The following is a 1,034-nucleotide window of genomic DNA, read 5'->3' on the forward strand; positions in this document are numbered from 1 at the left end:
CGCGAACGGATCCGCCAGATCGAGGTGCGCGCCTTCGAGAAGGTCCAGAAGGCCGTGCGCGAGCTCGCGCGCAAGAAGGGCCTTCTTGAGGAGGAGGCGAATTCGGCGGGTTAGGAATCGACAGCCCTGTACCGTTTTCTTTTCTGGCCCCGCACCTTATCAAGAGTGAAAAAGGGTTCTGGAAGGCGGAATGTCAGGAACTTGATACGATAATAAGGTAGAAAGTTTCGGTTGCTCTTGCTCAGGGAACTGTGGTGTTTGCTGAGAAAAGAGATCTGCTTGTGGCGGAGGCTATGAAATGATCAAGAAAATCCTCGACCTCCTGAAAAGAGGCCGAGGATTTGGAAACGCCCTAATGGCATCAGCATTCGCTCAGGTTGTCCAGATTGTTGGCTGGCTGGCCATCGGCTACGGTGCGCAGGTATTTACCTGTCGGTCCTCGGATCACTTCAATTGCCGTCGGTGACGTGCCGGGCTGGCAGACATAATAGTGGTGGGTGCCGCTTTCGATCTGGGAAATGGCAGTCCACTTGTCCACAACCCCCCATTCGGCTCTGTTGCCAATATGGGTCACGTCGCCATCCATATCATGACTGGCACAAGTAACACGTCGTCTAATGGCCATTCCTTCAACCTCCTCTTGGAATTTGCCTTTTTCAATTCTGCCACCCCATCGCGCAAAATAGATAATGGTAATGGTTGTATAACCTGTCAAGTCTTCCCATAAAAATTTCTTTTTGTTTCTGCAAACGGAGCAATTTCAGAAATGCGTGATTTTAACTGTTTCTACGCTGTTAGAGAAGCCAGACGTCGTTTGAATGCAGGGCGATGAACCCCGTGGACATCTCTTGCGGTATTGGGCCGGGACGGCTAACTCGGCGGACATGGACACACGCCTTGCCGACCGTCTTGCCGAACTGGAGCGCCGGCACCCCCGGGCGATCGATCTCGGGCTTGATCGCATGCGCCGGGTTCTGGCGCGGCTTGGCGATCCCCAGCGCGGCCTGCCGCCGATCATCCATGTCGCCGGCACC

The 1,034-nt window shown here is 54.4% G+C and carries 2 protein-coding genes; one reads left to right on the plus strand and one right to left on the minus strand.

Going from position 1 to position 1,034, the window contains the following annotated elements:
* Positions 1 to 361: 361 nt before the first annotated feature.
* A complete protein-coding gene (locus tag D6694_09315; GenBank protein ID RMH41194.1) occupies positions 362 to 715 on the minus strand; it encodes a DUF3892 domain-containing protein in 354 nt (117 codons plus the stop codon).
* Positions 716 to 884: 169 nt separating this feature from the next.
* Here D6694_09315 and D6694_09320 point away from each other — a divergent pair.
* Positions 885 to 1,034: bifunctional folylpolyglutamate synthase/dihydrofolate synthase (locus D6694_09320; GenBank protein ID RMH41195.1), on the plus strand; the 150-nt coding region annotated here is incomplete at its 3' end.

The organism is Gammaproteobacteria bacterium, assembly GCA_003696665.1.
Classification (GTDB): domain Bacteria; phylum Pseudomonadota; class Gammaproteobacteria; order Enterobacterales.